This is a genomic window from Phyllobacterium zundukense, from assembly GCF_002764115.1.
Lineage (GTDB): Bacteria > Pseudomonadota > Alphaproteobacteria > Rhizobiales > Rhizobiaceae > Phyllobacterium > Phyllobacterium zundukense.
The window spans coordinates 2502744-2527426 of record NZ_CP017940.1; the positions used below are offsets into that span (position 1 = coordinate 2502744).

General features: G+C 58.7%; 22 protein-coding genes and 1 pseudogene. 5 read left to right on the forward strand and 18 right to left on the reverse strand.

The annotated features are described in order from the left end of the window. Positions 1–129: 129 nt before the first annotated feature. The 3 genes from BLM14_RS12590 to BLM14_RS12600 all read right to left on the reverse strand — a co-directional run bounded on the left by BLM14_RS12590 (position 130) and on the right by BLM14_RS12600 (position 4654). Positions 130–1668 carry a Do family serine endopeptidase gene (locus BLM14_RS12590; RefSeq protein ID WP_099999675.1) on the reverse strand — a complete coding sequence of 513 codons (1539 nt, stop codon included), beginning with the start codon at positions 1666–1668 and terminating at the stop codon, positions 130–132. A gap of 140 nt (positions 1669–1808) precedes the next feature. Beyond that, positions 1809–2384, reverse strand: a complete 576-nt coding sequence (locus BLM14_RS12595; RefSeq protein ID WP_099999676.1) for an invasion associated locus B family protein — start codon at positions 2382–2384, stop codon at positions 1809–1811. 8 nt (positions 2385–2392) lie between these two features. Next, positions 2393–4654: a YadA-like family protein gene (locus tag BLM14_RS12600; protein WP_099999677.1), complete on the reverse strand. Its 2262-nt coding sequence runs from the start codon at positions 4652–4654 to the stop codon at positions 2393–2395. Positions 4655–5013: 359 nt separating this feature from the next. Here BLM14_RS12600 and BLM14_RS12605 point away from each other — a divergent pair, with 359 nt between their 5' ends. Next, on the forward strand, positions 5014–5904 hold the full coding sequence (locus tag BLM14_RS12605; protein ID WP_099999678.1) for an MBL fold metallo-hydrolase: 891 nt from the start codon (positions 5014–5016) through the stop codon (positions 5902–5904). 3 nt (positions 5905–5907) lie between these two features. On the opposite strand, the gene BLM14_RS12610 is transcribed toward BLM14_RS12605, so the two are convergent. The 12 genes and pseudogenes from BLM14_RS12610 to BLM14_RS12670 form a co-directional block, all read right to left on the reverse strand. Continuing rightward, positions 5908–6384, reverse strand: coding sequence for a cytochrome c-type biogenesis protein (locus BLM14_RS12610; protein ID WP_099999679.1), 477 nt, complete (start codon positions 6382–6384; stop codon positions 5908–5910). Continuing rightward, entirely contained in the window at positions 6381–8360 is a 1980-nt protein-coding gene (locus BLM14_RS12615) for a heme lyase CcmF/NrfE family subunit (RefSeq protein ID WP_099999680.1), read from the reverse strand. The genes BLM14_RS12610 and BLM14_RS12615 overlap by 4 nt, the downstream gene beginning before the upstream one ends. After that, the gene (gene ccmE / locus BLM14_RS12620) at positions 8357–8803 is read right to left on the reverse strand and encodes a cytochrome c maturation protein CcmE (protein ID WP_099999681.1); all 447 of its coding nucleotides are present in this window, start codon (positions 8801–8803) and stop codon (positions 8357–8359) included. Before ccmE ends, BLM14_RS12615 begins: the two co-directional genes overlap by 4 nt. Further along, entirely contained in the window at positions 8803–9963 is a 1161-nt protein-coding gene (ccmI, locus tag BLM14_RS12625; protein WP_099999682.1) for a c-type cytochrome biogenesis protein CcmI, read from the reverse strand. Before ccmI ends, ccmE begins: the two co-directional genes overlap by 1 nt. A 127-nt stretch (positions 9964–10090) precedes the next feature. After that, on the reverse strand, positions 10091–10522 hold the full coding sequence (locus BLM14_RS12630) for an RT0821/Lpp0805 family surface protein (protein ID WP_100001270.1): 432 nt from the start codon (positions 10520–10522) through the stop codon (positions 10091–10093). Positions 10523–10628: 106 nt separating this feature from the next. Beyond that, positions 10629–11930, reverse strand: coding sequence for a sensor histidine kinase (locus BLM14_RS12635; RefSeq protein ID WP_100001272.1), 1302 nt, complete (start codon positions 11928–11930; stop codon positions 10629–10631). Positions 11931–12107: 177 nt separating this feature from the next. Next, positions 12108–12779 (reverse strand): response regulator transcription factor, encoded by a 672-nt coding sequence (locus BLM14_RS12640; protein ID WP_099999683.1) that lies wholly within the window; start codon positions 12777–12779, stop codon positions 12108–12110. A 29-nt stretch (positions 12780–12808) separates the two neighbouring features. Continuing rightward, positions 12809–13063 (reverse strand): hypothetical protein, encoded by a 255-nt coding sequence (locus BLM14_RS12645; protein WP_418314184.1) that lies wholly within the window; start codon positions 13061–13063, stop codon positions 12809–12811. A gap of 88 nt (positions 13064–13151) precedes the next feature. Continuing rightward, a complete protein-coding gene (locus tag BLM14_RS12650; RefSeq protein WP_237143353.1) occupies positions 13152–13373 on the reverse strand; it encodes a hypothetical protein in 222 nt (73 codons plus the stop codon). A 32-nt stretch (positions 13374–13405) separates the two neighbouring features. After that, positions 13406–17251: pseudogene (locus tag BLM14_RS32660) on the reverse strand (baseplate multidomain protein megatron). A gap of 110 nt (positions 17252–17361) precedes the next feature. Beyond that, the gene (locus BLM14_RS12660) at positions 17362–17937 is read right to left on the reverse strand and encodes a hypothetical protein (RefSeq protein WP_133123951.1); all 576 of its coding nucleotides are present in this window, start codon (positions 17935–17937) and stop codon (positions 17362–17364) included. Between the two features lie 361 nt (positions 17938–18298). Next, a complete protein-coding gene (locus BLM14_RS12670) occupies positions 18299–18925 on the reverse strand; it encodes a LysE family translocator (RefSeq protein WP_100001278.1) in 627 nt (208 codons plus the stop codon). Positions 18926–19194: 269 nt separating this feature from the next. Here BLM14_RS12670 and BLM14_RS12675 point away from each other — a divergent pair, with 269 nt between their 5' ends. Genes BLM14_RS12675 through BLM14_RS12685 form a run of 3 tightly spaced genes read left to right on the forward strand, consistent with a single transcriptional unit; the run spans position 19195 to position 22507 of the window. Then, positions 19195–21348, forward strand: coding sequence for a transglycosylase domain-containing protein (locus tag BLM14_RS12675; protein ID WP_099999686.1), 2154 nt, complete (start codon positions 19195–19197; stop codon positions 21346–21348). Positions 21349–21384: 36 nt separating this feature from the next. Beyond that, a complete protein-coding gene (locus BLM14_RS12680) occupies positions 21385–21969 on the forward strand; it encodes a DUF1214 domain-containing protein (RefSeq protein WP_099999687.1) in 585 nt (194 codons plus the stop codon). Continuing rightward, positions 21962–22507: a DUF1254 domain-containing protein gene (locus BLM14_RS12685; RefSeq protein WP_099999688.1), complete on the forward strand. Its 546-nt coding sequence runs from the start codon at positions 21962–21964 to the stop codon at positions 22505–22507. The genes BLM14_RS12680 and BLM14_RS12685 overlap by 8 nt, the downstream gene beginning before the upstream one ends. Before the next feature lie 11 nt (positions 22508–22518). Here the strand turns inward: BLM14_RS12685 and BLM14_RS12690 are convergent, their stop codons facing one another. Both BLM14_RS12690 and BLM14_RS12695 read right to left on the reverse strand, forming a co-directional pair. Continuing rightward, a complete protein-coding gene (locus BLM14_RS12690; RefSeq protein WP_099999689.1) occupies positions 22519–22806 on the reverse strand; it encodes a YciI family protein in 288 nt (95 codons plus the stop codon). Between the two features lie 58 nt (positions 22807–22864). Continuing rightward, a complete protein-coding gene (locus BLM14_RS12695; protein WP_133123952.1) occupies positions 22865–23056 on the reverse strand; it encodes a hypothetical protein in 192 nt (63 codons plus the stop codon). Positions 23057–23225: 169 nt separating this feature from the next. Between BLM14_RS12695 and BLM14_RS12700 the strand changes: the two genes are divergently transcribed. After that, positions 23226–24185 (forward strand): DUF2336 domain-containing protein, encoded by a 960-nt coding sequence (locus tag BLM14_RS12700; RefSeq protein WP_099999691.1) that lies wholly within the window; start codon positions 23226–23228, stop codon positions 24183–24185. Between the two features lie 140 nt (positions 24186–24325). Here BLM14_RS12700 and BLM14_RS12705 read toward each other — a convergent pair whose 3' ends face one another. After that, positions 24326–24676: a DUF1491 family protein gene (locus BLM14_RS12705; protein WP_099999692.1), complete on the reverse strand. Its 351-nt coding sequence runs from the start codon at positions 24674–24676 to the stop codon at positions 24326–24328. Positions 24677–24683 lie beyond the last annotated feature (7 nt).

The window sequence follows — 24683 nt, forward strand, 5'->3', positions numbered from 1 at the left end:
TTTTTGCCGAATGAGTTAAGGGCGTCACCTGGAAAGAAAAGTGGGCGGCAGATTATCGAAGGATCTGCCGCCCTTTTGCTCTGGCGCGTGCGGGGGTGGGGTGTGCAGCGCCGCGGCAACTCGTTGCGGTTAGCCCTGGTTGATGGGCAGTGCGACGAACCGTGACTGGTCGTTTGTCTGAACCTGCAGCAGCACCGCCTTACGGCCGGTCTTTGTTGCTTCCGCAATCGCCGCATCGATATCGCCACCGCTCTTCACGGGCTTGTTGTTGACCGAGACGATGATGTCACCCGTCGTGATGCCCTTGTCAGCGGCATCGCCCTGACGATCGACATCCGTCACCACGACGCCCTTGCCATCGTCGGACGGCATGACCGTCAAACCATAGTCATCGAGTGGGGAAGCCTTTGAAGGATCATCCTGTTGCGGTGCGTTCGCGGCCTGCTGGTCGTCTTGGGGATACGGCTTGATCGCGACATTGAGCGATTTCGCCTCACCCTTGTGCCACACAGTCAGCTCTGCATCCTTGCCCGCACTGATCGCCGCAATCTTTTTGGCGAGATCGCGTGGATCGATCACTGTCTCGCCATTGACGGCCGTGATCACATCACCGGCGACGACACCAGCCTTGGCTGCGGGACCATCGGCCTGCGGCTCGGCAACAAGGGCGCCTTTTTCCTCGGAGAGACCGAGCGATTCAGCGATTTCCTTGCTCACAGGCTGAATCTGCACACCGATCCAGCCGCGGGAAACCGAGCCTGTCTTCATCAACTGGTCGACAACATTCTTGGCAGTCGTGGCAGGGATGGCAAAGGCGATACCGACGCTGCCACCCGATGGCGAGAAGATCGCGGTATTGATGCCGACAACCTCACCATTCAGATTGAAGGCTGGACCACCGGAATTGCCGCGATTGACAGCTGCGTCGATCTGAAGGAAGTCATCATACGGGCCGGCGCCAATGTCGCGGCCGCGGGCGGAGACGATACCGGCTGTCACTGTGCCGCCAAGACCGAACGGATTGCCGACGGCAACGACCCACTGTCCGACGCGGATCTGGTTGTCATCGCCGAACGAAACATAGGTGAACTTGCGCTTGTCATCGACCTTGAGCACGGCGAGGTCGGTACGCTTGTCCTTGCCGATCAGTTTGGCATCGAGTTCCGTGCCGTCATTCAGCACAACCGTATAGGCGCTGCCGTCCTCGACGACGTGGTTGTTGGTCACCAGATAGCCGTCTTCGGAAATGAAGAAGCCGGAACCCTGGGCGGTGGGGCGAACGCGGTCTGGCCGGTGCTGGTCGCGAGGCGATTTGCGTGGCTCCATGCCGCGCTGATCAGGACGCTGGTCGGGGCCGCCGAATTCGTGGAAGAAGCGCTTGAGCGGATGATCGTCTGGCAATTGGTCCATGCCGGGGAAACCCGAGCCGTCATCGGCAGTCTGGTTGATAGCGCTCTTGACGCGAACACTGACAACGGCGGGACTGACCTTTTCGACGACATCGGCAAAGCCGGGCTGCTGAACAGAATCGACGCGCACAGCCTCAGCTTGCGCCGGGGCGATGGCGCTGAGTGGGCCGGTCGCCAGCAAGCCCCCGACAAGCGCCGAGGACAGCAGGGCGGCGGCGATGCCCGCGCAGTAGGTGGAGGACTTAACTTTGTTCGACATGAATGTATCTCCTTGAGGCGTTCGGTCGAAATGCCGATTGCTTTATACCATCAGTGATACAGATAAGAACGTTACCCCGCCATTTCCGTAACATGACAAATTTGTAAGGTTAGCGGGAAGAACGACGTGTCAGTATACAATTACTTTATCGCCGCGAGCGCTGCCGACACCCCCTTCAATGGTGCGTCGAAGGCAAGGGGTTCGGCTGGTGCGGCTTCATATGAGATGCCGACCGTAGCTCCCTTGGCAATCTGTTCGCGCAGGATTGGTCCAACGGGAAGCAGCGCAATGCACACGCCCGGATCACAGGCATAGGTCTCGACGGAGACGGGTTCCCTCCGGCTGGAAAAAGTCAGCATCACCGGCTTTTTCACACCAAGGCCCGGTCGTGTCCGCAGGATCATCAGCGGCTTGCCGCCCTCGGTGGCGGCGAGCGACCACGAGAAGGCAAACTGGCCATTCTGATCGACAATCGATTGCGTGACATTGCAGATCTTCTTCATCGATTTCAGGTTCTCGTCGCATATGAGAACCCAATTCTCGAATGGCTGAATAATGCGGCGGTAGCGGCCAAGCTCTGCACCTTCAGGAACCGTGACCTCGGATGGCTTGATGCTGTAGAGAGGACCGGGTATCTCCTGTCCGGCGGTGGGGTACCAGCCGGACAGGAGCAGGCAAGCGACAGCCGTGGGGAACTTCAAGGCTTGCCTGATCACGTTCGGTCTCAATTGAGCGTGAAGCCCGCGCCGACACCGACCTCGCCACCACTTGCCACGCCCGAAAGATTGGCGCGTATTGCGCCGCTCTCGCTGGTATAGCCCGCACCGAATGCCACGGCACCTTGGTCCCTCCAGACGCCGCCGCCCATGGCGACGCTGATCTTGCCTGGCGTATTGTCAAACCGCAGGGATGAAGCCGCCAGCCCGATCGCCGCCGCCTGGCGCGCTTCATTGCGAACCGCACCGATATCCGAGCTCAGCTGATCCAGCTTCTGATCGACGATACCGAACTTCTCATCCGTATCGCTTCTCAGACTGGCGATCTGATTGTTGGTATAGGTCTTCGATTCGTCGAGATACTGGTTGACCTGGTTGTTGACCCTGGTGGTTTCCTGGGTGATCGTTTCCTTGAGCTGCTTGACGTTCACCGCATCATTGTCGGCAGCTCCGGCCTTGACATTGCTGATGAGTACCGGCGCGTTCGGATCACCGCCGACGAGCGCGACCTCGTTGGTCTTGTTGCCGCTGGCATCAGGCGCGTATTTCACCGCTGTCTTGTCCATTGCCGCCGTGATGTCCGTATTCACCGTCGTTTCGATCTTCGTGACGCGATGGTCGATATTTGTAATTCTTTCGTCTCGCTCGAATAATTGGGCGCCAGTGACGGCATCCGTAGAGGTGGCATTCACTTCACCATCCGTGATGTTCGTAATCTTGCTGGTGCCAGGAACCATCTTAGTGACTCCGTCTACGCTGATGGGTTGATCGCGCAGTGCCGTAAAGACGCCCTTCTGCTCGTCCCAGCGCAGGGAATCTTTGTCCAATGTGGTGACTTCCTTGGTTATCTCATTGATCCGGTTGTTGATATTGGTTGTGTTGTCGTTCAACCCGCCAAGCGCACTGCCGACATTGTTGTACGAGGTGGAACTTGTAGTTCCGTTGGCGTTGATATTGGTGACCTTATAGGAAGGCCCTGTGAACACACCATTGGCATCGACGCTGGCATCGCCGCCAAGGAATCCGGCGATCTTGTTCGATACGCCCCAAAGCTGCGAGCCGTTGATCGCTTCAAGCGATTTCTCACTGGGGGTAGTGGCGATTTTCCCGTCCGCGCCGATCATGCTCATACTGAATGCCGGGGCCGTCCACTTGCCGGTGGCATCGATACTGGCACCGCCGCCAAGCGCATCGGCAACGGATTTGCCGGTGCTGAAAAGCTGGGAGCCATTCACGGCTTCGGTCGAATTGATACTGACCGCGCCTGCCGTCAGGCTGAGCAGTTTGCGCGCAGCGGTCTTTCCCCTCAGATCGATCGCCGCGCCATCGGTGTCCTTGCCGACCGTCAGGTTGGAGGTCGCATCGGCCTGCTGCACAAGACCGGCCTTGCCCGCATTGATGTTGGAAACACTCGTATCGATTGTCCCCACTCTGCCGCCCAACGCACCCAAGGCGGAATTGGTGGCGAAAAGCTGCGAACCATTGACGGCATCAGTGCTGTCCTTGTTCAACTGCCCGGCAGCTACATTGGTAATCTGCCGCTTGAGCGTGTCCGATCCGATGCTCAAGACACTGTCGGGCGTGCCGCCGGTGATGGTGTAGGAGGCGCCATTGATGATAATGCTGTTGCCAACGTTCGTCGCCGCCGCCGTAATCGAATTGAAGCCGAGCGCTATCGAGCGATCGCTATCGGCTTTTGCATTGTTGCCGATAGAAACAGAATTCACGCCATTAGCGCTCGTGTTCAGGTTGCCGATGCACATGGAGAGCGTTGGGTTCGCGCCCGTATTGTTGTTCAACCCGATAAAACCGCCATTAACGTAAAGTTCATTGCCCAGCGAAAGCGATCTGGCATGGGGGCCTTGGACGCTGTAAAACAACACATGGTCAGTCTGTGTGGCCTTGGTGGTGGAATCACAAAGACGTGCATCGTTTATGGTTGAGATTGGCCCACCAGAACCGCCATCAAGGACATGAGTACAGGTACTGTCGCCGCCATCATTGACAAATATACCGCTGGCAAGTGCATCCGGCGCAACACCGGCAATCATACCAGCCGTGACGGCGACCCGGCCGCCAATGCCGAGCATTCCAAGACCGCGGCCGCGCTTGAGGCCAAGCATGCGGCAGGCCATGCGCAAGATCGCCGTCAGGCGGCGGCGCAACGAACGGCTGGCGTGGAGTGCGGCAAGCCAGGACTGCGCATGTCGAGGCGATTTGGCTTGCGATGAATCTTTTGTATCTGGTCCTGCGACCGCAATTCTTTTCATTGCAGTTCTCACTTCTGATGTAGTTTGAAACAATTCTTGACGTACAACTTGTGGCAATTGTAGTTACAACCAAAGCGTGAAGTATTAAAATAGCTTGATTCTTTAGTTTAACATGAATGATGCAAGATTGACTTAATAACGCAAGTTACAATTTGAATGTTAAAATTTATTTGGTGAGACGGCAATATCCTAATCTGAAATATGACGCAATGATAAAATTCATTTTTACGCGCGTAATTTTTTTATTTCTTGTGGAATGCAACTTTATACGTATTCGTAGTTGAATTATACTTGAGATTGGACGAAATGGCACAAAGCTGGTTTAAGTCTAGCAACTGCCCTGAAATCGGAGACCATCCATGCCCCCGCTCGGATCAACCATGCGCATTCACCGTCCCTATGAAAGCGTCTACGCGTTTTATGATGGCAGGATTGATGGCGTGCGCGCCTATTCGGAAGCGCCGAACTGGCTCGATGACGGCGCCTACTCGCTGGGGCTCTGTTCCTATGCCGTCGTCTCCGGCGAAGAGGCACTGGTCTATGATACGAGCATTTCCCTCCCCCACGCGCAGATCATCCGCAAGACGCTGGAAGATGCCGGCGTGCGCCATATCCGCGTGGTGCTCAGCCATTGGCATGTCGACCATGTGGCCGGCAACGAGGTTTTCGCCGATTGCAAGATCATTGCCAATGATCTGACCGCGCAGGCCCTGATCGACAATCGCGACCGGTTGGAGAACCGAGACCCGCCGATCCGGCCATTGATCATGCCGAACCGTATCTTCCATGACCAACTGCAGTTGAAAGTTGGCAGGATCGATGTGGAATTGCGCCATGTCGATATTCACAGCCATGACGGGACCATGCTGGTCCTGCCGCAGCTGAAACTGATGCTGGCGGGCGATGCGCTGGAAGATCCGGTCACCTATGTCGATGAACCGGCACGGCTCGAATATCATTTGCGCGATCTGGAGCGCATGGCGACCTGGGATATCGAAAAGATTCTGCCCAATCACGGCGCCGAGGACGTAATCGTGGCTGGTGGCTATGGACCGGAATTCATTACTGCTACGCGCAACTATGTCACGAAACTGCTGCGCCTGCGCGATGAGCCGGAACTGGCCGAACAGGATCTGCGGACCTTCGCCACCGAGGATTTCCGTTCAGGCGCGATCGGCTACTACGCGCCATATGAACCGGTTCACGCGCAGAATGTGAGGGCCGTGCTTAAAGGTTACGCAGAAGAATAGACTTCAATCTCCGGATGCCGTGAAAAGCTTCTTCAGCTGGTTCTTCTCGCTCTCGGAAAGTGGCGCCGTCTCGACAGACGTCACACGGCGGCGCCTGATCGCGATCACAATCGCCGTACCGCCAATGACCAACGCTCCGATGGGAAAGCCCCACAGCAGTATCGTGCTCATTTGCAACCGTGGCTTGAGAAGCACGAATTCGCCATAGCGAGCGACGAGAAAGTCTAGAACCTGCTCGTCCGTATCGCCCGCAACCAGCCGCTCTCGCACCAGCAGTCGCAAATCCTTGGCGAGATCGGCGTTCGAATCATCAATCGACTCGTTCTGGCACACCATGCAGCGCAATTCTGCGGAGATTGTCCGCGCGCGCTTCTCTAATGCGGGGTTGGCAAGCATTTCATCCGGGGCCACAGCTCGTGCGCCACTCGCGGCAAAGCAGAGTGCCAGGCCAAGGACTGCCGCTGAGAAATAGCGTCTCATGCCGTGGCTCGCGCCGGTCGCGGCTTTGCCTTGGCCGGCGCGCCAATCCGCAGACGCCGGTCGAGCAGCGACATGCCGCCGCCCGCCATCATAATGACGGCGCCAAGCCAGATCAGTGTGACGAGTGGCTTCCACCAGACCCGGACGACGACGCCGTCCTTGACCGGATCGCCGAGCGAAACATAGAGCTGGCTGAACATGAATGTTTTTATGCCAGCCTCTGTCGTCTGCATCTTGCGGACGGGGAAGAAGCGCTTCGCCGACATGAGGTCAGTCACTTCCCGGCCGGCACTGTCGAGGATCGTGAACTGGCCCTGGTCCTCGGTGAAGTTCGCGCTTTTGACAGGGTCGATACGGTCGAACCGCAATGTGTAGCCACCTGCGTTCATCGTGTCGCCCGGCTTCATCACCAGCACATTTTCGGTGGCAAAGGTTGACGTGGCGACGATGCCAAGCAGCGTCACGCCGAGGCCGAAATGCGCGAATGCCGTTCCGAAGACCGAGCGCGGCAGGCCCGTGACGCGCTGCATCAGGACATTGACGGGCGCCTTGCCGATGCCGGCCTTGAGTGCAAGATCGGTCAATGCGCCAAGCATCAGCCAGACAGCCAGCCCGATGCCGAAGGCTGCAAGCACGCCCGAAGCCGAAGTGCGATAAAGCACGATCGCCACCACCAGCAGCGCGATGAAGAACGCTGTCATAAGGCGCTGCGCCACCGCCAGGATGTCGCCGCGCTTCCACGCCAGCAGCGGCCCGAAGGGAACGGCGGCAAGCAGCGGGATCATCAACGGGCCAAAGGTCAGGTTGAAGAACGGCGCGCCGACGGAAATCTTCGTCCCGGTCAGGGATTCCAGCAACAGCGGATAGAGCGTGCCGATCAATACGGTCGCCGCGGCTGTGGTCAGGAACAGATTATTGAAGACCAGCGCCCCTTCGCGCGAAATCGGCTGGAACAGACCGCCCGGCGCCAATGTCTGCGCCCGCCAGGCGAAGAGTGCCAGCGACCCGCCGATGAAAAGCACAAGAATTGCCAGGATGAACAGGCCACGTCCCGGATCGGTGGCAAATGTATGAACCGAGGTCAGTACGCCTGAACGCACCAGGAATGTACCGAGCAGCGACAATGAGAACGTCAGAATCGCGAGGAGAATGGTCCAGATTTTGAGCGCCGAGCGCTTTTCCATGACCAGCGCCGAGTGGAGCAGCGCCGTTCCGGCGAGCCATGGCATGAACGATGCGTTCTCGACCGGATCCCAGAACCACCAGCCGCCCCAGCCGAGTTCATAATAGGCCCAGTAGGAGCCCATGGCGATGCCGCCGGTCAGAAACAGCCAGGCCGTCAGCGTCCATGGACGCACCCAGCGTGCCCAGGCGGCGTCGATGCGGCCATCGATCAGCGCTGCCACCGCAAAGGAAAAGCATACGGAGAACCCGACATAGCCGAGGTAGAGCATGGGCGGATGGATGGCGAGGCCGATGTCCTGCAGGATCGGGTTGAGATCCTGCCCCTCGATCGGCGCCGGATTGATGCGGGCAAACGGATTGGACGTCGCGACAATGAAGAGAAGAAACGCCGTGCCGATCCAGGCCTGTACACCAAGCACATTGGCCTTCAGCGCTGGCGGCAGATTATTGCCAAAGAAGGCGACCAGCGCCGTGAAGAAGCTGAGGATCAGCACCCACAGCAGCATCGAGCCTTCGTGATTGCCCCAGACGCCGGTAAATTTGTAGAGCAGCGGCTTTTGCGAATGCGAATTCTCAAAGACGTTCTGTACGGAGAAATCGGAAAGAACGTAGGCCGCCGTCAGTGCGGTAAAAGACAGGGCGATCAAGGCAAAGACTGTGAATGCGGCAGGAACGGCAACGGCCATCATCCGGTCATCATTACGACGGGCGCCGAGCACGGGAAGCACGGCCTGAACGATCGAAAGGGCTAATGCGAGTACCAGTGCGAAATGTCCGAGTTCTACGGTCATGGCTGTTTGCTCTCTCCCTGCCAGACGCCCTTGGCCTTCAGACTGTCGGCAACTTCCTTCGGCATATAGTTCTCGTCATGCTTGGCAAGAACGCTATCCGCAACGAAGGCGCCGCCGGGCATGAACTTGCCCTCGATGACCACCCCCTGATCCTCGCGGAAAAGGTCCGGCAAGATGCCATCATAGGTGACGGCTACACTTTTGACATGGTCGGTGACGGAAAAGCTGATCTTGGTCCCCTCGCCCCGGATCACAGTGCCCTTCTCGACGAGGCCGCCGAGGCGGAAACGCGACTCCGATTCCACATCGGATGCCTGAATGTCGGACGGCATGCGGAAAAAGGCGATCTTCTGCTGGAGTGCAAACAGCACGAGCGCCGCCGCGACTGCCAGAACAAGCAGTCCGCCACAAATCACCGAAAGCCGCTTCTGTTTGCGCGTCATCAGTCTTTCTCCGGCTCGTCTGCGAGGCCGAGATCCTCGGCCACGGTATCGAGCTTCGCGATCTTGTCAGCACTCAGCACCTTCTTTGCCCGGCCCAGCGCTTCAATCGCATCATTGGGCCGGTTCAGGACGACGTAGGAGCGAACAAGCCGCTCCCAGCCGTCTACGTCATCAGGTGATTGTTTCAATTTTTCGGCAAGGCTGGCAACCATGCCTTCGATCATCTCTGCCCGGTCCTGGCTGCTCATGCCTGCTGCGGCTTCCACCTGCGAGGCATCCGGGCCGGTCTTTTCGACATCGCTCACGTCCGGCGCATCACCCGCGATCTCCTGATCGAGCCTGGTCAAGGCTGCCTGCGCCTGTTCGCGCCAGGGTACATCGGCAGGCGCCTCCACCAGAAGCTTGCGGATCAGGTCCCGAGCTTTGCCCAGACGGCCCTGCTGCATCCAGCTGTCAATAATGTAGAATTGCGGGCGCATATCCTTCGGATCGAGCTCAAGCGCGTGCCTGAACACAGCTTCGGCTTCGGGCGTGATCTTGCCATTGGCAGCCGCGACCAATGCCTCGCCCAGCCCGAGCTGGCGCGCGGCGCTGTCACCATTGAGACGAATAGCATTCTGGTAGGCTGTGACGGCGTCAGCCGGACGGCCGAGCCGCAGGTAGATTGGCGCCAGCACTTCCCAGCCCTGACCGTCATCGGGATTAAGCGTCAGATGGGCCTCAGCACGCGCAATCAATTCTGCGGGCGTGCTCTGGTCCGCAGGCTTGGCAAGACGCTCCCCCAACGGTTGTGCTGGAAGATCAGGCGAACCGACCTTCGTATAGATACCCCACGAAATCAGTGGGATGGCAAGAACTGTTGCGAGCGTTAGCCATTCGCGTGTCGCACTTTTTTGCGGACGGACAATCGCTTCATCGGCTTGTGCCGCCTTGGCGGATTTCAGCAGGCGGCGGCCGATTTCCGCGCGCGCCTGCTCGCTGTTGACACTATCGATGAGCCCGCGCTGCTCGTCGGCGTCGAGCTCACGCAACTGATCGCGATAGACCTCGACGTCATATTGGTTGTCGGACACGGGCGCCTTGGCACGCCGCGTCAACGGCAAGAGCACCAGCAGCGTCGCGCCAACGGTCAGACAAGCAGCAATAATCCAGAAAACCATGCCAGAGACATACCCCCACCCCCGCGTAAAATCCAAATGGATTTAAATTGATAGGGCAATTCGCCGCAAAGGTTGGAAATGGCTTGAGTCTGTTGAAGTTCAGTTCTGGCGTGAACGTCAATAGGCTTTAGGTGAGTGGAGTCCAGCTGCCGTCTTCATTACGGCAGGCCGTGCCGCGGGCCGATTGCGGCGTGCCGTCGACCCGCACCGTATGGGTATATTGGCGGCAGTTTTGCGAGCCCACCTGGTAGGGCTGCGCCGCAACGACTTCACCGGATCGGCTGCCGCTACTGTTTTTCCATTCGACGGTCTTTCCGGCAGGCGAATATTCCAGTGCCTGATATTCGGCCTGCAGGGCGCGCTTGCGATCGGATGCATCCAGAGAGGCGTTGTTTCCGATCAAACCATTTCCTAGCGCGGCGAGCACGCCTGTCGGCGCCGCCTGCTTTGAACCGCCGGTCAGGCTGCTCAGGGCGCCGCCGGCTTTGGAACCGGACGTCGTCGAACAGCCGGAAAGAACGGCGATAGCAAGAAGGGGAATGGCAATATGGAATTTCATCATTTACCCGTTTTACAATGCTTTTCACAATCAGGCAGCTGTACCGGTCTTTTATGAACTGATTGGCCATTGGCTTGCAAGCTCTAGAGCAAGTTTTGTCTTTGCTCTAGTTTCCCGCAATCGGAAGAGTCAGGCGAGCATTCAGGCCACCAAGATCCGCACTGCGTTCCAGCCGCAGCGTTCCGCCATATTCGCGCACCGTGTCGTGCACGATGGACAGGCCAAGCCCTGTGCCCGGCTTGCTTTCATCCAGCCGCGTACCACGGGTGAGCGCATCCTTGATCTGATCCGGGGCAAGACCCGGACCATCATCCTCGACGCTGATCTCGAATCCGCTATCGACCCTGGCGAGAGTGAGCCTGATGGCACTGCGGCCCCATTTTCCGGCATTTTCCAGGAGATTTCCGACGACTTCCTCAAGATCTTCCTGCTCACCGGCAAAAATGGCATCGTCCATGTGGTTGAGGAATTGAACGTCCACGTCGGGATTGAGCTTTGCCGTTACCCGCACGAGCCGGGCAAGGATCGGCGTCACGGGGGCCCGGAACACGACGCTGTCGCGCTGCGCCGCAACGCGGGCGCGCTGCAGGTAGTGCTGTACCTGCACCTGCATGGCCGCACTCTGCTCGGCGATGATGCGGCCCTCGGTTCCGCCGATGGTCCGGCTTTCATTGACCAGCACCGACAACGGCGTCTTCAGTGAATGGGCGAGATTGCCGACCTGTGTGCGCGAACGCTCCATGATGCGGCGGTTATTCTCAATCAGAGCATTCATCTCGCGCGCGAGCGGCGCGATTTCGTCCGGGAGATTTTCATTCAGACGCGAAACCTTGCCCTCCCGAATTTCGGCGAGAGAGCGGCGTACGCGGTCGAGCGGGCGCAGGCCAAACAGAATGACGGCGGCGTTGATCAGCGTGCCGCCCAGTGCGAAGATTCCGAGATAAAAGTAAAGCGTATTGCGGAAGCCGGCGATCTCACGCTCGACCTCGCTCAAATTCCCCATCACCCTGAACCGGGCAACGCGATTTTCCGCATCGAGCACAACTTCCGTTTCGACGACCGTGAGTTGCTCGCCGTTGAGACCGGGCTCGGTATAGGTACGTTGAAACGACGTATCGAACGGGACGTTCAGCGTCGAGGGGGAATCAATGGTCTTGTCGCCGAGCGACGCTGACCGCAGCGAGCCCTTCAGATTGTCGGCAACAGGCTCGACCGACCAGTACCACCCGGAAACCGGGCTGGAATAGCGCACTTCGCCCGGGTCCGGCCGGCCGGCAAGCGTGCCGTCATTGACGCTGACCGAGGCGATAACGCTGAAGAGATGGGCGGAAAGCAGCTGCCGGAAGCTCTGCAGGCGTGCATCGCCATAGAGGGCCGAGATGATCGTGGCGATGGCAAAGAAGGAAATGATGGTCCAGAGCGTCGACAACATGATGACGCGCAAGGACAGGGAACGTAAACTGGGAAGATAGCCGGTCGGCCGGAATTTCACGCGTTGCCCTGCCCTTTTCTAGTGACCTTTTCAGAAGCCTGCCTGATGAGGCAGCTGGCGCGGTTTTCGAGAAACGGAGCGCAGTCAAAAGGTCTATGCCTTTTTGTCCTGCGATTTGATCCTGTACCCCATGCCGCGGATGGTCTCGATCAGGTCCATGCCCATCTTCTTGCGCAGACGGCCGACAAAAACCTCGATTGTATTGGAATCCCGGTCGAAATCCTGATCGTACAGATGTTCAACGAGTTCCGTGCGCGAAACGACCTCGTCCATGTGATGCATAAGGTAGGACAGCAGTCGGAACTCATGCGATGTCAGCTTCAAAGCAGTGCCATCGACGGTAGCTTTGGAGGTCTTGGTGTCGAGACGCAGTGGTCCGCAGCTGATTTCCGAAGAGGCATGACCCGCCGCCCGCCGAATGAGAGCCCGCAGCCGCGCCAGCACTTCCTCGATATGGAACGGTTTGGCGACATAATCATCGGCACCCGCGTCAATTCCGGCGACCTTATCGCTCCACCGGTCGCGCGCCGTAAGCAGCAGCACAGGCATGATGCGTGCGTCCCGGCGCCATTTTTCAAGGATGGTCAAGCCATCCATCTGCGGCAGGCCGATATCGAGGATCACTGCGTCGTAGGGTTCGGTGTCGCCAAGGAAGTGCCCCTCCTCGCCATCGAATGCCTTGTCGACCACATAGCCGGCATCGGTCAACGCATCGACCAGCTGGCGGTTGAGGTCACGATCATCTTCGACGACGAGTATTCTCATACAGGGGTCCCTTGCCGGTCGTATGTGGATCAGTTAGCGGGTACAGCCACTTCGACACGACGCGGGCGTTCGCCATCCTTGCCGGGGATCAGAACAACCACCACGCACACTTCCCGTCCGTTCTGCGTGACGGATGTGGCGCGGGCAAGCGTACCGCCCTGCGATTCCGCCACTTGTTGTCCGACCGACGTGCAGTCAGCCGCGACGGCCGCCCCGGCGTAGAATACGCCAGATGCTGAGATCAGGCCCGCAAGGGGCAGAGAAAGATATGAGCGTTTCATCATGGCGTCATGTTTATCAATTGCTGTCTGAACGATGCATGAACAGTTGGGATGTGGCAGGGAGAATTGCCACAGGTCACGCCTTTTAACATCATAATTCTTTACGTGAAATGAGCGTCGTCGCACTGATGCGACCAAAAAGTGCAACAATGCCGCTAAGGGCCGTCAGAAATTGCAGAATTGTATCTGTAAGCGCTGCCTCATCGACGTGATCCAGCGATATGTTGAAGAAGCTTGAGCATGAAAGCAGGATTGTCACGATCGAGGCCCAGATGGTCTTCGACAGAAACCAGGATTTCTCAATCGTCATCATCAATATCCTTCTCAAATTGGTTGTTTTGGAAATTATTTGGGAGACAATTTGCGGCGCATCGCCCGCCCTGGCCCCACAGCAGCTGAAATCATTGCAATGCTGAGATCGATTTCGGTATCGAGATTGCCGAGGTCAGCCAATCGGTCGGAGGCCTTGTAAATCCAGCTCGGCTCGTCGACCTCAGCGAACCGAAGCAGTTTTTCATCCTTTCGTATTTCGATGCGGTAGGTTTCACGCTCCTCCCCGACAGGAATATCGGCTGCAAGCCAGCTATCCGCATCGATTCGCCCGCGCCGCATCCAGTCAATGTGGATATCGCCATTCGAATCGGTTCGCGATCTGAGGTGAACAGGTTCAAGCGGCTGCAAGGCACGCAGACCACCGGCTCTTGTGGTTGTGCTGAAAAACTGGTCGCTAAAATCCTCACCCGAGGCGCCGATACGCCAGGTCAGTTCCAGGCCGGCTTCCTGCGCTTTCAGGCCTGCCGGACTCACCGCCTCATCCAGCAGAATGAACGGCATCCCCTTTGGCCTTGTCTGCATTGCTTCCCGTTCCGTTCCGCTTTGCCCGCGCAAGAGGCCGGTCAGCCGCCATTGGTCGGACTGGGTCTCCTCCGCATTGAGGAATTGCAGTACTTCCCAACTGCCATCTGGCGTGCCCAGCAGGGGCGAATTGACGCCATTGAGCATCTGCGGCAAGGTTACCGAGCTCAGCTCTCGTAGTAGAGCTTCACTTCAAGGCCCTTATCATTCAACAGGCGGCCACTTACTCCTCCTGCCAGCGGGGCTACGAGTTCGCCCATGACCGCGCGAGTGGGCAGAATTGCCCTTGGCTCAAATCCCGCGGCTTCGGGCGAGGCGTAGACGCTCACCCCACCCCATGGCTTGGCAAATGCGGCGACACGAAACTGCTCGACCGGCTTTTCCACGCCCGGCCACATCGGCAGGTCCAGAAGCTGGAAATATGGCCTTCCTCGAACCGCAGACTTGCCGCCGTCCGCCTGCACCGGAAGCTTGGCGCGATCGGGATAGCGCACATGCTGCGGCAGGGCACGAGCTTCGATACGGCGCGTGGCTCCATCCTCGATTGAGGTGATGACGAAATCCGGAGGCGAGTTTGTATCGGCAAGTCTGATCCGGTCTCCCACTTTCAACCCGGCCTGTTTCCAGGGCAGTTCAAAGACGGCGGTGCGCCGCGCCGCGCAGCGCGCCTGCAGCCATTCCTCGGCAAGCGATTTCGCCTGTCCCGTATCGATCATGCCCGGAATGGCAATGTTTTCCGTGCCTTTGCCCTCAGTTCGCTCGGCAAAGCTCATCGCCGCCTGGTAGTCCAGCATCGGATCGCGATAGGCCAGTTCGACGCGCGCCGGCTGATCCGTCATTTCCTGGATCCGCCGTGTCACCGGACCGCCTTCCTCCGGTTCCACGAATTCCTCGATGCGTGGCGCTTTCGCGTTCATGCGCATGGCGCTTTGAAAGATCAGGCTGTTGCCGCTCTCAAAAGCATTGACGCCGAACAGCGCAAGGAGAGGTTCGACAGCGGAGCGCGCGCTCGTCGGCTCTTCGACGACATAGCCGCTGACGAAGCCGTCCACCTGGCTCGTATCGATGTTTGTCACGCCGAAATCCGCAAGGATTGCCGATATCAATTCGTCAAGCGCAACCCCTGACAGCCTGCCGTTCAACCAATGACCCGACGTCCAGTTGTCGCCGTCCGACCACAATGACCTCTTCAAGGGAAATTCCGGAAAGGGCCGCGTATCCCAGGCCCAAATATAAAGGCGGTCCATGTCGAGCATTGGCCCGCCGTGGCCCGCGCCCCCAATAGCCAAAATGCGCGCGCAGGAAGCGGTTCTGCGAAAGATCGCAACGGCCATGATCGGAGAAATAGGGAAAGGCACCCTCCGATGATTTCATGTCGGGGAAGACATTCGGCTGGTTCGGTCCCTTGTCGACAGCCGGGCAGCCAAGCTCCGTCAGCCATATTTGCTTTCCCTTGGGCTGCCAGGCGGTCGGGACCGCGTTTTCGACACCGCCCGTGCGATTGTAATGGGCATTTCTCCACCAGCTGGCGAGGTCCTTGTATCGATAGACCCAGGGCTTGCCTTTTCCGTCTGTGATCGGCGTGCAGGCGCGCGACGAACGATCGTTTGCGGAGGCATAATGCCAGTCGAAGCCCTCACCCGACACGATCTGTCTTTGCAGACCGTTCAGATCATACGGAGCGGCAAAAGCATCGGGATTGGGAACGCTGTAATCCTCGTCGCGCCAGTCGCTGAGCGGCATGTAATTGTCGATGCCAACCGCGTCGATTGCCGGATGCGCCCACAGCGGATCGAGATGGAAATAGACATCGCCCGATCCGTCTTGCGGATGGTGCCCGAAATATTCCGTCCAGTCGGCGCCATAGGTCAGTTTGCATGCCCCACCAAGAACGTCGCGCAATTCGGACGCCAGATCGCAGAGCGCATTGACGAAGGGAAAGCCGTTGGACTGGTCCCGTATCATCGTCAGGCCACACAGCTCGGAACCCATAAGAAAGGATTGAACGCCTCCGGCGCAAACCGCCAGATGCGCCAAATGCAGCACCAGGCGGCGATAACCCCAGTCATTCTTGGCGCCCCGGTAGGCAATTTGATCCTTTTTGATCTGGAAGGCGCTGGCGTTCACACCGCCGAGAAATGCCGCCACCTGCCCGGCCGCAACCGCAGACCCATTCACACTGCCCGGGCGGTAGGGCGCCGGGTGACAGGTGATCCGTCCGCGCCACGGATAGGCGGCCTGCCTGGCGCCGCCATGGGGATCTGGCAGGTCATTGTCCGCCCGAATATCCATCATCACGAAAGGATAGAGCATGACGCTCAGGCCCCTGGCCCTGGCATCGCGGATGGCCGCCATGACACTCTGATCCGAGGGTGTTCCGCCATAGGCCGCGCCGTTGCCGGCGCGGGTAACGAGATGTGCCTCCGCACGCGAAATGCCGCCCGCCCGCCAATCGCTGCTTTCTTTGTGATCTGCCCGGTCCATGACGCCGGGCTTGATCGCGCATTGCGCGGCCCGCAGATCTGCGCCGAACCAGGGAACAACAATCGCCACATGTTTCAGCGACGGACACAGCGCCTGAAGCTCGTCCAGAGATGCCTGCCAATCGGTTTGATCGCGCAGGCAATTGCGATTAAGTCCCCTTGTCTCGCCTTTGGACGGCTCATCGGTGACGAGTTGCGGCGAAAGCCCGAACTCTGTTGCCCCGGGGATGAGTGCAACCGCCTTCAGATCGCGCGCCACGCTGCCCACCGCGCGTATGACCTCGAACTGGAACTGCGGAATGCGATTGCCGTAGTCGTCCAGCGGAAAGCGCTCGAAGACAACATAAGCCGTCCCGCGGTAGGCAGGCACGTTGCCGCCTCCCTGCTTCGCCTCGATCAGCGGATCCGCCGGTTGGTGCTCGCTTCCCCTGTACACCCGGACAGGGCTACGTGTCTGGTCCAGTTCCTTTCCATCGGCCCAGATGCGCCGGATCAGGCTTATTTCACCCTCGGCGACTGCGATCGCGAAATTGGCGAAGTAGGTGTAACTGGTCACCTTGGGCCCGCCCTTTGCACCCTGGCGCTTCGTCGACTTCACTTCTTCGAAACGTGTTGCCCAGATCAGCGTGCCTGGTAACCGTGCAGCTCCATAGACGCGCGGCAAGGCGGCTCCCTCTTCGGCCACCGTCAGCCGCATCGAGGACATGCGCGCGCCTTCGATGCGCTGCCCGAAGAGCGCCTGGTCGATCAGGTAACCGCCAACCGATGCCGCAGCTGTGGCGACCGCAGCAACAGCAGCAGTACTGTTTGCGAAAATCGCGCCCGCCAGGGATGTGAGAACAAGCGTCGCCATGCGATTGAATTCTTTCTGAAAAATGATGAAGTGTTCGCGAAGGCGGCGCCGCTTTATCTCTCCCCTTGTGGGAGAGAAAGCGATTTCAGCATCTTAGCTCTTGCTAAGTGCTAGAAATCGCAAGAGAGGGGACACTTGGATATGGAGAATCCCCTCTCTTGGATTGCTGCGTTATCCTTCCCTTGAACATCCACTCCGGCTCGACCGCCCGCAATTCCCTTTCGTTCAAGTTCTTCATGGACCAATTCTCTTGCACGGCACTCAGCAAGTTCGTCGATCCTTTCGTCAATGCGTTTCAAAACGGCGCGCAGTTCGCCGGCGCTCAATCCGCCCGCTGTTCCTGCGCGTTCCGCTGCAAAACGGTCCTGCAGGTCGCTGACCCGCTCTATGGTGCGGGCAAGCAGCGCCAGGGCATCGAGCCGCACCTTGCTCGGCGTCTCTGCCTCAAGCGCCGACAGCGTATCCAGTTCCTTGCGCAGGAGGTCCATGATCCGCTGGGCAATGCGCAGCTGCCGGCTCCCCTGCTGCATCTCGCTGAATGAGAGGCCGTCGCGCTCCAGTGCACGCAAGAACTGCTGCTCATTCAGACCCAGTACCGGTGCAATCTCGAATGCCGACAAGCCATGCTCGCGGCATAGCGCGAATGCGCTGCGCCGGCGCATGGACATAACAAGACGGGGTAACATGGATTGTCCTTGAGAAGGAGTGTCGCAAAAGCCAGACCGGGCCCGCGAGGTGTTAATGGCACATTTCCGACGATGACCAAAACCTACAGGATCACCGTAACGCAGTCAAGGATTATTTTCCTAGCAGGGAAAAATTTCCTAGTTGTATACGACATGACAAAATAGTCGAGAAGTGCCGCTACGACGCATTGCGCCGCGCCCTCTTCCTAGTGACACGAGAAGAGAACTTTGAGAATTCAACCTGATGAGGCAGGTGGTGTGGTTTTCGAGAACCGGAGCGCAGCGGACGTTTTGGTCCGTGAGCACTGGAAGCGCAGAAAATCGCATCAGATGCCCATCAGGGTGAAGTTATCAAAGTTCTCTATGCTTTCTTCCATCCAAGCGCCAACAACCCTGCCCCGATCATCAGTGATCCCCCGGTACGATTGACGACCCGCTGGACCTTCGGCTTGCGGATGGTCTGGCGCGCCATCGCGGCCATCAAGGCGTAAGTGCCTGCGTTCAACGTCGCAAGTACAAGGAACGTCGTTTCGAAGATCGCCATCTGCATGAAGACGGGACGCGTGGTGTCGAGAAACTGCGGCAGGAAGGCCACGAAGAAGATGATGCTCTTGGGATTGAGCGCCGTCACCACATAGGCGTGGAGGAAAATGCGCATGGCCTTTTCATTCTTTGCCGGCATTTCCCCCGTCTCGGGATTGGCGATCGGCGCGCGCCACAGCTTGATGCCGAGATAGATCAAGTAGGCGGCACCAACCCATTTCAGCACCGTGAAAATTGCTGCGGACGTTGCAAGCAGGGCGCCGAGGCCAAGCATGGAAGCGGTCATTGCGGTAAAATCGCCGAGCGCCACACCCGCCACCGTCGCGGCCGCAAAACGTCGGCCATGCCCGAGCGCATAGGAAATGACGAGAAGAATGGTGGGGCCCGGGATGGCGAGAAGAACCGCCGATGCCGCAACGAAGGCTATCCAATGTTCAATGGACATGCTTTTGCTCCCACGATTGAATATCGGCAGCAATCCATCGGAATCGATCAATTGCAAGAGGAAACATTTGCGCAACAGCCCGCATAAAATGATGATGTGGTACCGCCAACCCCTGTCCCCCACCGTAAAAAGGCGGTATTCTCTCTTTCGGGATGAAACGACCATATACGAGCTTCAACAGCCATCCTAAGAAGCTGTTAAGCGTCATCGGCTACACCATATTCTTCGCTGGAAGGTATGACTGAGCACAGGGCAGGCAAAGATTTTTGATGGAAGAGCCCAGGCCAGACAGGGAACGCAAGCGATTCAAGGTCTCGCCGCTACTCGGACTTGATGCCTGGATCGATTCGACCCTTTACGAGCTGCGCTTCCGTCTGGCGGAATTCTGGGAAGATACCACGATTTTCTTCCGCCGCTTTCACGTCAGCGGCTGGCGGCGCGCGATAATCGAAGTCTTGAGCGAAGGATTCACCTGGGGTACGGTCGGCTCCGTGGTCATGCTGACGCTGGCGATCCCGGCCTTTCACGAGACCGAAAAAAACTGGCGCACGCGCGACGATTTCGCGGTGACCTTCCTCGATCGCTATGGCAACGAAATCGGCCAGCGCGGCATTCTGCATCGCAGCGCCGTCCCGATCGACGAACTGCCCGATCATGTCATCAAGGCTGTCCTCGCCACCGAAGACAGGCGTTTCTTCGACCATTTCGGCATCGATTTCCTCGGACTTTCGCGCGCCATGACAGAAAACCTGCGCGCCAATTCGGTGGTTCAGGGCGGCTCGACCATCACCCAGCAGCTGGCGAAAAACCTGTTCCTCACCAATGAGCGCAGCATCGATCGCAAGATCAAGGAGGCTTTCCTCGCTATCTGGCTCGAATCCAACCTGAGCAAGAAGGAAATTCTGCAGACCTATCTCGACCGCGCTTATATGGGCGGCGGCACGTTCGGCATTGCGGCCGCTTCGCAGTTCTATTTCGGTAAGAGCGTCAAGGACGTGAACCTGGCGGAAGCCGCCATGCTTGCTGGCCTGTTCAAGGCTCCGGCCAAATATGCGCCGCACGTCAATCTGCCTGCTGCCCGTGCCCGCGCCAATGTGGTGCTCTCCAATCTTGTCCAGGGTGGGTTAATGACCGAGGGCCAGGTCGTCGGCGCCCGCCGCAATCCCGCCACGGTGGTCGATCGCGGCCGCTCGGAAAGCCCGGACTACTTCCTCGACTGGACGTTCGACGAAGTGCGCAAGGTGGCGCAGAAACTGCCGACCCATACACTCGTCGTGCGCACCACCCTCGATACGGGCATCCAGAAGGCGGTGGAAGAATCGGCCGAATATCACCTGCGCCAATATGGCAAGGAATATCATGTGACCCAGGCGGCCATCGTCGTCATGGAAAACAATGGCGCCGTGCGGGCGATCGTCGGCGGGCGTGACTATGGCGAAAGCCAGTTCAACCGCGCCACGGCCGCGCTGCGCCAGGCTGGCTCGTCGTTCAAACCCTATGTCTATGCTGCTGCCATGGAAAAGGGCATGACCCCGAAGACGCTGGTCTCCGGCGGCGCGGTGTCCTGGGGCAACTGGTCACCGCAGAACTACTCGCGCCAATATCTGGGGAAGATCGACCTCACCACGGCACTGGTCAAATCCATCAATACTGTGCCGGTCCGGCTTGCCAAAGACTATCTGACCACAGCGCCCATTGTTGCATTGACCAAGGCCTTTGGCGTTGAATCGCCGATCAGTTCGCATAAGACCATGGTGCTTGGCACGTCAGGCATGACGGTCATGGATCAGGCGACGGGCTACAATGTCTTTGCCACGGGGGGCATTGCCGGCATGCGGCATCCCTTCACGCAGATTCTCAGCCAGAACGGCGATGTTCTCTGGGACTGGAAAAAGGATGGCGCCAAGCCGCATCGGGTGCTTTCCGAAACCGCGGCCTACAACATGAACATCATGCTGTCGCAGGTGCCCGAATGGGGTACAGGCCGGCGGGCCGCCCTGCCAATGACGCGTGTGGCGGGCAAGACCGGGACAACGCAGAGCTATCGTGACGCCTGGTTCGCCGGATTCACCGGCAATTACACGGCGGCCGTCTGGTTCGGCAATGACAATTTCACGCCGACCAAGGAACTGACGGGCGGTATTCTTCCGGCGATGACATGGCAGCGATTCATGAATTACGCCCATCAGAACATCGATCTGAAGGCCATTCCCGGCATCGACCCGACCATGCCGAAGCGGGAGGAGCTTGCTGCATCCAAGGGACAGCCGACCGAAGAGGACACCGACGCGTTGAAGCAGGAAGAGCGTCCACGGGTGCTCTCCAACGCCACGGCAACGGCAGTGCGGGAAATCGGCCAGTCGTTGAAAGAAGCGCCGAAGCTCAAACCGCCAGTCCTGCCCGCAAAAGTCTCCGCGCTTTGATTGCGTGCATGGTCTCTCCCGTGTAGTCATCGTTTCATGCTTCGAAATGTCTTCCTTGCCCTCATTGCGCTTGTGATTGCTGTCGGCGGCGGCACGCTGAGCGCATGGTATGCGGTCAATCGTTTCGACGGTTTCGGCGCCCTCTCCATCGGCCAGTGGACCGGACATCCGGATGCCGGCACCTCGCTTTCCGACCCCTATGCTAAAGCGCGCGCCGCACGCGAGGGCGCTTTTCCGCTTGGCAGTGCCGAGGGTCTCGCCTTCTATGCCTATAGCGACGATCAGGGAAAGACGCTCGACCGGCGATGCACCTACAAGATCGAAGGCAACAGTCCCAATTCGCGCTTCTGGACGCTCTATGCGGCTGATCGTGCGCTGACCGCGCTCGAGCCCGGCGCCGACAGGTTGCCCGCAATCCATTCCCGCCAGGTTTTCCGCCAGGAGGATGGCCGTTTCATCGTCAATGTCTCGCCAAAGGCACAGCCCGGCAACTGGCTTGCGACCGCCGGCAGTGGGCGCATGGTACTTGTCATGACGCTCTACGACACACCGGTCGGCAGCAATTCCGGACTGGTCGACATGAAATTCCCCGCCATCAGGAGGACCAGCTGTGATGGGTAGGATCCTTCGCACATTGCTGTTTGGTCTCGTCGGCGCCGGCCTCGTCCATATCGCGGTCGTGCTGCTCGTACCCTACTATTCGGACCGCAATGCATGGTCGCGCATTTCCGCCTATGGCTATGACTGGAAATTCCATGCGGTGACACGCGGCGGCGCAGCCGGTGCGGTGCCCCTCGCCTTCGATCCACTGTTCCAGGCCGCTGCCTGCCGCTTCGACATAACGGATCTGCCCGCCCACATCACGGGTGTCGGGACGACGCCCTACTGGTCGATCTCCGTCTACAATCGCCAGGGTGAAAACATCTATTCCATCAATGACCGGACGGCGATCGCCGACCAGCTCGATCTGGTCGTCGCGACGCCCCTGCAGATGATCGAACTCAACAAGACCAAGCCCGCCGCGGCAGAGAATTCGATTCTGATCGAAGCGGATATGGATGAGGGCTTCGTCGTCGTGCGCAGCTTTGTGCCGGACGAATCCTGGAAATCGCAGGTCGATGCCTTTTTGAAAAGTACCAGCTGCACGCCATTGCTTTGAACGGCCGGCTCTCAGCCAAGCAGACCTTCCAGACCGGCTTGCGTTCTCGACGGCACGAATTCCTGCACATCGTAATAGGCAAGTTTCTTTTGGTGGAACGGGTCTGCGGACAGAATCTCCCGCAACGCTTCTTCGCTGCTGGCGTTGGCGAGGATGATCCCGCCCGTTCGCGGCACTTTGGCACCCGACGCGAGAAATGTGCCGGTCGCGTAATGTTTCTCGAGAAACGCAACATGCGCCGGGATAGCCGCATCAACCTCGTCCAGCGGCGCGACATAGGTCAAGGAAACGATAAACATCGGCTCTGCTCCAGATGCGGAAATCCAAGCCTATATGTTGTGACGATGGCCGGAATTCTCAACCCGGCTGGGGCATCGTATCGAAAAATCTGCGTGCGGGTTTTGCTTTGGTGCGCCTTGGCGCTTCGGGCGTGTAGCGCTCATAGCGCACGCCGGGAAAGATCATGATTTCGGCCGTTGCCGATCGTTGCGTATCTGCTTTGGGGCGGCGTTTCATTGCGCTGCCTGGAAATGTGATGACAAACCCCATATCGCCCATCCGTTCGGTTCGTTGAATCTCCTTAACTACTCAGATGCGTACGCGCGCATGATTTGCGCCATAATTTGATTAGACACACCGATGGTTAACGGCTTGCTAACGCTTCGCGGCTAATTTTAGCCATTGTTTAACTGCGTCGTGCGTCGAGTGGAGTGTGTTCGTGAAGTATCCTGAGTTTCGGGCACTTGAAGACCGCAGCGGCGGCAGCAAGGCTGACGATCTCCTGACCGCATCGATTACCGCCTTCTGCTGTGTCTCCCGACCGGCAAAGAGCGACGCGCAGCAGCTCGAGGATCTCGCGGTTCCGCTTCTTGCCCTCGCCTCTCCGCGGGTGCGCCGCCATGCGGCTGCCGCCCTGTCCGAGCTTCCGCATGCCCCCAAACGCCTCATCCTCGCGCTCGCTGAGGACGAGGTGGATATTTCCGCACCGCTGCTCCTGCGCTCGCCGCTGTTGCAGCCGTCCGATCTCATCGATATCATCACGCATAAGGGCATCGGCCATGCGCGCGCTATCGCGCGGCGGCGGATCGCCGATCCCGAACTCCTGCGCGTCCTCGAGGGTTTCAACGATCCGGCGATCGAGCGTGCCCTGGAAATCCAGGCGCATTTCGACAATGGCGACGGGGCCGAATTATCCGATACGCCGCCCGCCGAAGAATCGCCGCGCCTGCGCGAAACCCGCGAAGCCCTGAAAGCCCTGATGCGCGACAGCGATGCGGGTTTCTCCAGCGATCAGGCGCTCGCCAATCATCTGATCGACGCAGCACTTCTCGACCAGACAGCATTCTTCGAACAGGAATTCGCCAAGGCGATCGGCCTCGATCAAGGCAGTGCCGCACGCATCATCGGCCATGGCCTCAATGCGGAGTTGACGATCGCCCTTGCCTCGCTTGGCCTTTCCGCCGAAGCCGCGCATCTGATCCTCACCGGGCTCTTCGGGCTCGTCCACAAGGACCTGCATTCCCTGCGGCTGTTCGTCCAATCCTATCGCCAGATCGATCGCGACAAGGCGCAGATGACCATCGAACGCTGGAAGACCGAAGAGAACTCGCAAAAATTGCGGCAGAAACTGCGCGAGATGGCGCAGGATTACGAAAGCGGTAGCCGCAGGGTTTCCTGACAGATACATGGCGCATGGGCTTGCTTGCCGGTTATGGCCGAGCCGCACAGTTGCTGTCTTCAATGACCTTATGCGCACCACAGCTCCTTTTACGCCGCCAGAACCATGCAAAGCTTCGGCGAGATGAGCCGGTCTTCCGGCTAAATTTCCTTCGCGACGGGAAACAATTCCGACCGGTCGCCGCGATAATCCTCGATCTCGACAATCCACAGATCGCGATCCCAGCGCTTCTGCTTTTCCAGATCGTCGTTGATTTCCATTTCTGCGACGCCGGCTTTCAGCGCTGTAAACAGGCGCTCGTCCGGCTTGGTCTGGTCATAGACCATTTGCGGCGCGGGGCCGAACAGATCGTAGCTCCCGTCGGCATTGCGGAATTTGATGAAGATGGCGCCAGCTTCCACGGCGCCCTTGTTGCTGAGCGCGGCAAATGCACCGCTGCCGTTTATCCGGCGCACCAGCGCGGAAACCCAGAATTCAGATGTCAGGCGCATGGGGATT

Coding starts and splice junctions, on each gene's coding strand:
- BLM14_RS12590 (WP_099999675.1), bottom strand. CDS start 1,668: ATGTCGAACAAAGTTAAGTCCTCCACCTACTGCGCGGGCATCGCCGCC.
- BLM14_RS12600 (WP_099999677.1), bottom strand. CDS start 4,654: ATGAAAAGAATTGCGGTCGCAGGACCAGATACAAAAGATTCATCGCAA.
- BLM14_RS12605 (WP_099999678.1), top strand. CDS start 5,014: ATGCCCCCGCTCGGATCAACCATGCGCATTCACCGTCCCTATGAAAGC.
- BLM14_RS12610 (WP_099999679.1), bottom strand. CDS start 6,384: ATGAGACGCTATTTCTCAGCGGCAGTCCTTGGCCTGGCACTCTGCTTT.
- BLM14_RS12615 (WP_099999680.1), bottom strand. CDS start 8,360: ATGACCGTAGAACTCGGACATTTCGCACTGGTACTCGCATTAGCCCTT.
- ccmE (WP_099999681.1), bottom strand. CDS start 8,803: ATGACGCGCAAACAGAAGCGGCTTTCGGTGATTTGTGGCGGACTGCTT.
- ccmI (WP_099999682.1), bottom strand. CDS start 9,963: ATGGTTTTCTGGATTATTGCTGCTTGTCTGACCGTTGGCGCGACGCTG.
- BLM14_RS12630 (WP_100001270.1), bottom strand. CDS start 10,522: ATGAAATTCCATATTGCCATTCCCCTTCTTGCTATCGCCGTTCTTTCC.
- BLM14_RS12640 (WP_099999683.1), bottom strand. CDS start 12,779: ATGAGAATACTCGTCGTCGAAGATGATCGTGACCTCAACCGCCAGCTG.
- BLM14_RS12645 (WP_418314184.1), bottom strand. CDS start 13,063: ATGATGAAACGCTCATATCTTTCTCTGCCCCTTGCGGGCCTGATCTCA.
- BLM14_RS12650 (WP_237143353.1), bottom strand. CDS start 13,373: ATGATGACGATTGAGAAATCCTGGTTTCTGTCGAAGACCATCTGGGCC.
- BLM14_RS12660 (WP_133123951.1), bottom strand. CDS start 17,937: ATGTTACCCCGTCTTGTTATGTCCATGCGCCGGCGCAGCGCATTCGCG.
- BLM14_RS12670 (WP_100001278.1), bottom strand. CDS start 18,925: ATGTCCATTGAACATTGGATAGCCTTCGTTGCGGCATCGGCGGTTCTT.
- BLM14_RS12675 (WP_099999686.1), top strand. CDS start 19,195: ATGGAAGAGCCCAGGCCAGACAGGGAACGCAAGCGATTCAAGGTCTCG.
- BLM14_RS12680 (WP_099999687.1), top strand. CDS start 21,385: ATGCTTCGAAATGTCTTCCTTGCCCTCATTGCGCTTGTGATTGCTGTC.
- BLM14_RS12685 (WP_099999688.1), top strand. CDS start 21,962: ATGGGTAGGATCCTTCGCACATTGCTGTTTGGTCTCGTCGGCGCCGGC.
- BLM14_RS12690 (WP_099999689.1), bottom strand. CDS start 22,806: ATGTTTATCGTTTCCTTGACCTATGTCGCGCCGCTGGACGAGGTTGAT.
- BLM14_RS12695 (WP_133123952.1), bottom strand. CDS start 23,056: ATGGGGTTTGTCATCACATTTCCAGGCAGCGCAATGAAACGCCGCCCC.
- BLM14_RS12705 (WP_099999692.1), bottom strand. CDS start 24,676: ATGCGCCTGACATCTGAATTCTGGGTTTCCGCGCTGGTGCGCCGGATA.